Source organism: Novosphingobium sediminis, from assembly GCF_007991615.1.
GTDB lineage: Bacteria > Pseudomonadota > Alphaproteobacteria > Sphingomonadales > Sphingomonadaceae > Novosphingobium > Novosphingobium sediminis.
The window spans coordinates 137959-144409 of record NZ_BJYR01000020.1 but is presented as its reverse complement, the minus strand read 5'-3'; the positions used below and the strand labels follow the sequence as shown (position 1 = coordinate 144409).

At 65.0% G+C, this 6451-nt stretch carries 6 protein-coding genes and 1 tRNA gene; 3 read left to right on the top strand and 4 right to left on the bottom strand.

Translation table 11 applies throughout. The annotated features are described in order from the left end of the window. Positions 1 to 163 precede the first annotated feature (163 nt). Positions 164 to 238, bottom strand: a tRNA-Val gene (locus tag NSE01_RS15845). A gap of 103 nt (positions 239 to 341) precedes the next feature. Between NSE01_RS15845 and NSE01_RS15840 the strand changes: the two genes are divergently transcribed. Further along, complete coding sequence (locus NSE01_RS15840; RefSeq protein ID WP_147160616.1) at positions 342 to 659, top strand: DUF3297 family protein; 318 nt, start codon at positions 342 to 344, stop codon at positions 657 to 659. A gap of 68 nt (positions 660 to 727) precedes the next feature. Here the strand turns inward: NSE01_RS15840 and NSE01_RS15835 are convergent, their stop codons facing one another. Further along, on the bottom strand, positions 728 to 1618 hold the full coding sequence (locus NSE01_RS15835; protein ID WP_147160630.1) for a LysR family transcriptional regulator: 891 nt from the start codon (positions 1616 to 1618) through the stop codon (positions 728 to 730). Positions 1619 to 1710: 92 nt separating this feature from the next. Here NSE01_RS15835 and NSE01_RS15830 point away from each other — a divergent pair, with 92 nt between their 5' ends. Beyond that, positions 1711 to 3207 carry a CoA-acylating methylmalonate-semialdehyde dehydrogenase gene (locus tag NSE01_RS15830; protein ID WP_147160615.1) on the top strand — a complete coding sequence of 499 codons (1497 nt, stop codon included), beginning with the start codon at positions 1711 to 1713 and terminating at the stop codon, positions 3205 to 3207. A 9-nt stretch (positions 3208 to 3216) separates the two neighbouring features. On the opposite strand, the gene NSE01_RS15825 is transcribed toward NSE01_RS15830, so the two are convergent. After that, positions 3217 to 4038: a sterol desaturase family protein gene (locus NSE01_RS15825; protein ID WP_170233868.1), complete on the bottom strand. Its 822-nt coding sequence runs from the start codon at positions 4036 to 4038 to the stop codon at positions 3217 to 3219. A gap of 93 nt (positions 4039 to 4131) precedes the next feature. Next, on the bottom strand, positions 4132 to 5217 hold the full coding sequence (locus tag NSE01_RS15820; protein WP_246135244.1) for an AraC family transcriptional regulator: 1086 nt from the start codon (positions 5215 to 5217) through the stop codon (positions 4132 to 4134). Positions 5218 to 5285: 68 nt separating this feature from the next. On the opposite strand from NSE01_RS15820, the gene NSE01_RS15815 reads away from it, so the two are divergent. Next, entirely contained in the window at positions 5286 to 6431 is a 1146-nt protein-coding gene (locus tag NSE01_RS15815; protein ID WP_147160612.1) for an acyl-CoA dehydrogenase family protein, read from the top strand. Positions 6432 to 6451: the final 20 nt, after the last annotated feature.

The window sequence follows — 6451 nt, the reverse complement described above, 5'->3', positions numbered from 1 at the left end:
TCGAGCGCAAGACGCGGCTCAAGCTGAGAAAGGAGCCCTGATGCTGTACGGGTTTTGTACGAGCGGAGGTCGATTCCGGCCCTTTTCGGGTGCGAAACGGGGTCAAAATCTGCGAGGGAGAAAAATGGCCATCCATAAATTCCCTATATTTCAAAGGGATTTATGGTGGGCGCGGCAGGGATTGAACCTGCGACCCCACCCGTGTGAAGGGTGTGCTCTACCACTGAGCTACGCGCCCGTGTGGTCTCCAAGGCAGACAACCTTGGGCCAGACAGGGGCGCGCCTCTGCCATGACGGGGCTTGATTGACAAGTGGGGGGATCAAGATATTTGGCTCCCCCCATGACCGAAGAAGCTTCAGCGCCCGAATCTGCCGCTCCCGCCACCACGGCCGGGCCGGACGTTCCCCCCGATCGCCTCGCGATCAATCCGCGCAGCCCGTATTTCGATGCGGAGAAGCTGCGCCGGGGTATCGGCATCCGCTTCAAGGGCACCGTGCGCCGCAATGTCGAGGAATACTCGATTTCAGAGGGCTGGGTGCGCGTGCAGGCCGGCAAGACCATGGACCGCAAGGGCAATCCGCTCACGCTGAAGCTCTCCGGGCCGGTTGAGGCGTGGTACGAAGACCTTGGTGACGACGCGCCGGTGGCGAAGATCTAAGGTTCACCCCTCCGTCAGCCTTTCGGGCTGCCACCTCCCCATTTGCACTTCTTGAAAATGGGGAGGATCTAGTGGGGCAGCAGCCTGCCCCGCTCCCGCTCGACGAGTGTGGTCAGCCACGTCTTGAACGCCTGCACGCGTGCAAGGCTGTGCGTGTCCTTGTGCATGACCAGCCAGAATGAGCGCGTGATGCGCCGTTCGGGCAGCACTGGCACAAGACTCGGATCTGCATCTCCGATAAAGCAGGGCAGCACGCCAATACCCGCGCCCGCTGCAATCAGGCGGTGCTGCGCGTTGATCGACGAGGAGCGGACCGTTGCGGCAAGGCCGGGTTCGATTTCCGCCAGATATCTGAGCTCCGGCGCGTAGAGCAAATCGGGGACGTAGCCGACGAGGGCGTGGCCCCTGGCGAGATCCGTCGGGCGGCGCAGGGGTGCGTGGCCCGCAAGGTAGTCGGGGCAGGCGTAGAGCCTCAGGTGATAGTCCGACAGCTTGCCGGCAATTACCGGCCCAGCCCGGGGACGAGATAGCGTGACGGCAAGATCCGCCTCGCGCTTCGAGGGGCTGAGGAAGCCCGAGTTCGCAACAAGATCGATTACCAGCCGCGGGTGCGCTGCAGTGAAGGTGCCGAGCGCGGGCGCAACGATCCAGCTGGCGAAGCCTTCCGAGAGGCTGACGCGCAGGAGGCCGGCCGGGCCGCCGCCGCCATGCTCGGCAATGCGGCTGGCGGCGCGCTCCATGGCTTCGACTTCCACGAGCATGGCTTCGCCCGCTTCGGTCAGCACCTGCCCCTCACGCGTCTGCTCGAACAAGGTGGCGCCGATGCGCGTTTCGAGGCGGCGCAGGCGGCGGCCCATGGTGGTGGCATCAACGCCGATGGCCTGCGCGGCGCGGGCGAGCTGTCCGGCGCGGGCAATGGCGAGAAAGGTCTGGAAATCGCTCCAGTCAGGAACCTGCATCATTGCAGGTATCCCTCGCATTTTCTCACCTTGCTTGCAAATGATCCGGGGTGCAGGAGGCTCCTCAAATTCGAGAGGAAAGGATTCCCTACATGCGCCAGATCGATCATTTCATTGTCGGCGGTTCGGGCGGAGCGCCGGCGCGCAAGGGTCAGGTGTTCGATCCCAACACCGGCGCGGTGCAGGCCGAAGTGGCGCTGGGCACGGCCGAGACGCTGGAGCGCGCGGTTGCAGCTGCCAAGGCTGCACAGCCGGCGTGGGCGGCGGTCAACCCGCAGCGCCGCGCCCGCGTGATGTTCGAATTCAAGCGCCTCGTCGAAGCGAACCTCGACGAACTGGCGCACCTGCTTTCGAGTGAGCACGGCAAGGTGATCGCGGATTCGAAGGGTGACATTCAGCGCGGGCTCGAAGTGATCGAGTTCTGCTGCGGCATCCCGCACGTGCTCAAGGGCGAATACACGCAGGGCGCCGGCCCGGGCATCGACATCTACTCGATGCGCCAGCCCATCGGCATCGGCGCGGGCATCACGCCGTTCAACTTCCCCGGCATGATCCCGCTGTGGATGGCCGGCGTTGCTATCGCCACGGGCAATGCCTTCATCATCAAGCCTTCCGAGCGCGATCCTTCGGTGCCGGTGCGCCTTGCCGAGCTGTTCCTCGAAGCGGGTCTGCCCGAGGGCATTTGCCAGGTCGTGCACGGCGACAAGGAAATGGTCGACGCGATCCTCGATCACCCGGCGATCGGCGCGGTCAGCTTCGTCGGCTCGTCCGATATCGCGCACTATGTTTACAATCGCGGCGTTGCTGCGGGCAAGCGCGTGCAGGCCATGGGCGGTGCCAAGAACCACGGCGTGGTGATGCCCGATGCCGATCTCGATCAGGTGGTGAACGACCTTGCCGGTGCCGCGTTTGGTTCGGCAGGCGAGCGCTGCATGGCTCTTCCGGTCGTCGTGCCGGTCGGTGAAGAAACTGCCGAGGCGCTTAAGGCCAAGCTGATCCCTGCGATCGAGAAGCTGCGCGTCGGCATTTCGACCGATAACGACTGCCACTACGGCCCGGTCGTGACGGCGGCGCACAAGGCGAACATCGAGCGCTGGATCACCAAGTGCGAGCAAGAGGGCGGCGAGATCGTGATCGATGGCCGCGGATTCTCCTTGCAGGGCCACGAGAACGGCTTCTTCGTCGGCCCGACGCTGATCGACCACGTGACGCCGGACATGGAGAGCTATCACAACGAGATCTTCGGCCCGGTGCTGCAGATCGTGCGTGCCAAGGATTTCGAGGAAGCGCTCTCGCTCGCTTCGAAGCACCAGTACGGTAACGGCGTGGCGCTGTTCACCCGCAGCGGCAATGCGGCGCGCGAATTCGCGGCGCGGGTCAATGTCGGCATGGTCGGCATCAACGTGCCGATCCCGGTGCCGGTCGCCTATCACACCTTCGGCGGCTGGAAGCGGTCGGCCTTCGGTGACACCAACCAGCACGGCGTGGAAGGCGTGAAGTTCTGGACCAAGGTGAAGACCGTGACGCAGCGCTGGCCGGAAGGCCTGCCCTCGGGCGGCAATGCCTTCGTTATCCCGACGATGAGCTGAGCCTGAAGCTTACGGGCTGACGGCACCATGCACCGACACACTTTCCGCGGCGGTTTCGCGGTGGCGGTTCACCACCGCCGCGAACCGTTCGTGGTAGCGCGGGTGCTCGGTGCCCAGCCAGCGGTCCCACCAGGTGAAGTAGAGGCCGAAGTTGTAGCGGCCCTCACTGTGGTGGAGATCGTGGTGGGTCGTGGTCGTCAGCCAGCCCGTCCACGGCGAGCGGGTGAAGCCCGGCCATGCCAGTTCGAACCCGGCATGGCCAAACGCGTTGCGAGCAATCTGGTGGCCGAGGAAGATGAACACGGCCCACGGTTCGGCAGGGGCAACCACGCTGACGACGGCGATCATCAGCGGCACGATCACCGCCTCGAATGCGGCCTCGCCGGTGGCGAAGCTATAGGCGGCCCAACTCGTTGGCGTGCGGCTGAGGTGGTGGACCGAGTGGAGCACGCGGAACATCGTCTTGTGGTGCATCCAGCGGTGCATCCAGTAGAAATAGGCATCGTGCATCACGATCAGCAGGGCGGTCTGCCACAGGATGGTGGTGAGCACTGGCGGCCCCTGATTGAAGGCGATCGCGCCGATTGCGATCAGCACCACGGTAATCAGATCGACGAAAGCGAAGACGGTCATCGACCACAGCGACTGGCGCACTTCGCGCAGGCGGTCTGCAGTGGTGGCGCGGCGCGTCTGGATGCGGCGGTGAGCGATCCGGCTGGCCAGCAGCCAGCACAGCAGCGCGACACCGGCGGCGCCCGCAAAGTATCGGATGCTTTCGATCCAGATGCCATCGAGCATGCGGGCGGCGAGGAACAGGAACGTGATTGGCATGGGGCACTCCGGGAAGGGGATGCCCGGCTTGTCGCATGGCGGCGGCATGGCGGCTCCGCGCTGGCCGAAAATGCTGATGCTTTTCGGAATCGATCAGTGTTTTTCAGGTTCGGCGAAGGCTGCTCGGCGGAATTCCGTGGGTGTCTGCCCCACGGCCTCGCGGAAGGCGCGGTTGAACGGTGCGAGCGAGCCGTAGCCGAGGTCCATCGCGATGGTGAGCACGGGCAGGTCGACTCGCTTCGGATCGGCGAGCACGGCCCTTGCTTCCGCGATGCGGTGCGCATTGAGGAAGGCCGAGAAGTTGCGGTGGCCAAGGCGGCGGTTGATCAGCGCACGCAACCGGTGCTCGGGCACATCGAGCTTGCCCGCGAGCAGGCCGATGGTGAGGCCGGGTTCGAGCCAGACGCGGCCCGCCATCGCGGCATCCAGCTTGCCATTGAGGACGCGCTCGGCAGGGCTCCAGTCATCCGCAAGCGGCTGTTCGCCGGGCAAGCGTGGCGGGGCGAGGAGTGCGGGATCGGCCTCCAGCATGGCCGTGCCGATCACCATGACCGCAACCGCAATAAGCAGGGTCTGCGCGGTGAGCATCCACACCGGCTCATAGCCGAAGCCGAACCACGCTTCGCTGGCGAGGACGAACATGGCAAGGCCCGCGACGATCAGCACGAAGGCGAGCCTGAAGCGGCGGCGCGCTTCGACAAGATCGTCGTCGCGCTCGGTCACGGCAATCACCACGGCGTGAATGGCCAGCAGAGCGGAGACGGCATGGCCGATCAGATCGGCTACCGGGATCAGCGCGCCCGTCCAGCGCTTGAAGACAAAGACGAGCACGCTGCCTACGATGAGCACGCTTGCGGCCAGCGTGATGCGGCGGTCCGGGCTGCGATCGAACATCGCGTGGGCGAACAGCCACAGGAACAGCGCGGCGAGATTGCTGGCGAGCACCACGACAAGCCGCATCGGCGGCGGCAGTTCCGGAAACGCTGGCCCCGAATTGATCAGGTAGCCGATCACCGAAACCAGCAGCAGCACGGTTATGCGTCGCAGCGGCGGCGAGGCCGCACTGCGCCAGACGACCAGCGCGATCAGCATGAGCTGGCCGATGGCGATCAAGCGAAGCGCGGTATCGAGACTTTCCATGCGCGCCCGGTTATGGCGCGCGCTCGCCCCAAGGTCCATCACTTGCCACGTCCGGCGCTTCGGCTAGGACGCGGCTATTCCCCCTCACTGCAAGCCAAGGCCAGAGCATGACCGACCAGTTCGCCCTTACCGACGACCAGATCGCCATTCAGGAGATGGCGCGGCGCTTCACCGCCGACGCGATCACGCCCTATGCGGCGCAGTGGGACGAGGAGCACATGTTCCCGCGCGAAACGATCAAGGCGGCGGCCGAACTGGGCTTCGCCTCGATCTACGTCAGCGAGGAGAGCGGCGGCATCGGGCTTGGCCGGCTCGATTCAGCACTGATCATGGAAGCCATGGCCTATGGCTGCCCCAGCACGAGCGCGTTCATCTCGATCCACAATATGGCCTCGTGGATGATCGACCGGTTCGGCGGCGCGGAGATCAAAGCGCGCTACCTCCCCGAGCTCATCACGATGGACAAGATCGCCAGCTACTGCCTGACCGAGCCGGGTTCGGGCTCGGACGCGGCGGCACTGCGCACGACGGCGAAGCTTGAAGGCGATCACTATGTGGTGAACGGCACCAAGCAGTTCATCTCGGGCGGCGGCGTGAGCGACATCTACGTGACGATGGTGCGCACCGGCGAAGCGGGTCCGAAGGGCATTTCGTGCCTCGTCATCGAGAAGGACATGCCGGGCGTCAACTTCGGCGCGCCCGAGCGGAAGCTGGGCTGGAATTCCTCGCCCACCGCGCAGGTCATTCTCGAGAACGTCAAGGTGCCCGTAGCCAATCGCGTCGGCGCGGAAGGCGATGGCTTCCGCTTTGCCATGGCGGGGCTCGACGGCGGGCGCCTCAACATCGGCGCGTGCTCGCTCGGCGGCGCGCAGCGCTGCCTCGATGAAGCGATCAAGTACGCCAAGGAACGCAGCCAGTTCGGCCAGCCCATCGCCGAGTTCCAGAACACGCAGTTCCAGTTGGCTGACATGGCGACCGACCTCGAAGCCGCGCGCGCGCTACTCTATCTTGCAGCGGCCAAGGTGACGAGCAATGCGCCCGACAAGACGCGCTTTTCCGCGATGGCCAAAAAGCTGGCGACCGACACCGGCTCTTCGGTGGTTGACCGCGCGCTGCAGATCTTCGGCGGCTACGGCTACCTCAAGGACTATCCGATCGAGCGTTTCTGGCGCGACCTGCGCGTCCACCGCATCCTCGAAGGCACCAACGAGGTGATGAAGCTGATCGTCGGGCGCGATCTGCTGCGGCAATGATCGGGGCCAGTAAAGTATTG

Bases quoted from the DNA above. Each gene is read 5' to 3' on its own strand.
- NSE01_RS15840 (WP_147160616.1), top strand. From the start codon at position 342: ATGACCGAAGAAGCTTCAGCGCCCGAATCTGCCGCTCCCGCCACCACG.
- NSE01_RS15835 (WP_147160630.1), bottom strand. From the start codon at position 1,618: ATGCAGGTTCCTGACTGGAGCGATTTCCAGACCTTTCTCGCCATTGCC.
- NSE01_RS15830 (WP_147160615.1), top strand. From the start codon at position 1,711: ATGCGCCAGATCGATCATTTCATTGTCGGCGGTTCGGGCGGAGCGCCG.
- NSE01_RS15825 (WP_170233868.1), bottom strand. From the start codon at position 4,038: ATGCCAATCACGTTCCTGTTCCTCGCCGCCCGCATGCTCGATGGCATC.
- NSE01_RS15820 (WP_246135244.1), bottom strand. From the start codon at position 5,217: ATGGACCTTGGGGCGAGCGCGCGCCATAACCGGGCGCGCATGGAAAGT.
- NSE01_RS15815 (WP_147160612.1), top strand. From the start codon at position 5,286: ATGACCGACCAGTTCGCCCTTACCGACGACCAGATCGCCATTCAGGAG.